This window comes from Caballeronia sp. LZ028, assembly GCF_031451415.1.
Classification (GTDB): domain Bacteria; phylum Pseudomonadota; class Gammaproteobacteria; order Burkholderiales; family Burkholderiaceae; genus Caballeronia; species Caballeronia zhejiangensis.
In genome coordinates this window covers 1-829 of record NZ_JARUXN010000043.1, presented here as the reverse complement: position 1 = coordinate 829, position 829 = coordinate 1, and the positions used below count along the sequence as shown (strand labels likewise).

The window sequence follows — 829 nt, the reverse complement described above, 5'->3', positions numbered from 1 at the left end:
GCGGTCGGCACGCCCATCATGTGATATGAAACCGCGCTGAACCAGTCGAGGTTCGGGAACATCTTCTTCGCGTCCCACATCACCGATTCGAGGCGCTCGGCGATATCGAACAGCTTCGTATCGCCGGCTTCCTTCGACAGATTCCTCGCGACTTCCTTGATGACCTTGTTGCGCGGATCGGAGATCGTGTACACCGGATGGCCGAAGCCGATCACGACTTCCTTGTTCTCGACGCGGCGTTTGATATCGGCTTCCGCTTCATCCGGCGTCTGATAGCGCGACTGAATTTCGAACGCGACTTCGTTCGCGCCGCCATGCTTCGGACCGCGCAGCGCGCCGATCGCGCCGGTGATCGCGGAATACATGTCCGAACCCGTGCCCGCGATCACGCGCGCCGTGAACGTCGATGCGTTGAACTCGTGTTCGGCGTAAAGATTGAGCGATACGTGCATCGCATCGACCCAAGCTTTGGACGGCGCGACGCCATGCAGCAGATGCAGAAAGTGACCGCCGATGGAATCGTCATCGGTTTCGACTTCGATGCGCTTGCCGTTGTGCGAATAGTGATACCAGTAGAGCAGCATCGAGCCGAGCGAGGCCATCAGCTTGTCGGCGATATCCTTCGCGCCCGGCACGTTGTGATCGTCCTTCTCCGGCAGGATCGTGCCGAGCACGGAGACGCCGGTACGCATCACGTCCATCGGATGCGCGGACGCGGGAATCCATTCCAGCGCGGCTTTGAGATTCGCGGGCAGGCCGCGCAACGCCTTCAGCTTCGTCTTGTATGCCTTCAGTTCGGCGGCGTTCGGCAGCTTGCCGTGCACGAGCA

At 60.6% G+C, this 829-nt stretch carries 1 protein-coding gene; it reads right to left on the bottom strand.

From position 1 onward, the window contains the following. On the bottom strand, window positions 1-829 hold an 829-nt coding region (locus QCE58_RS33985; protein ID WP_309781257.1), incomplete at both ends, for a citrate/2-methylcitrate synthase.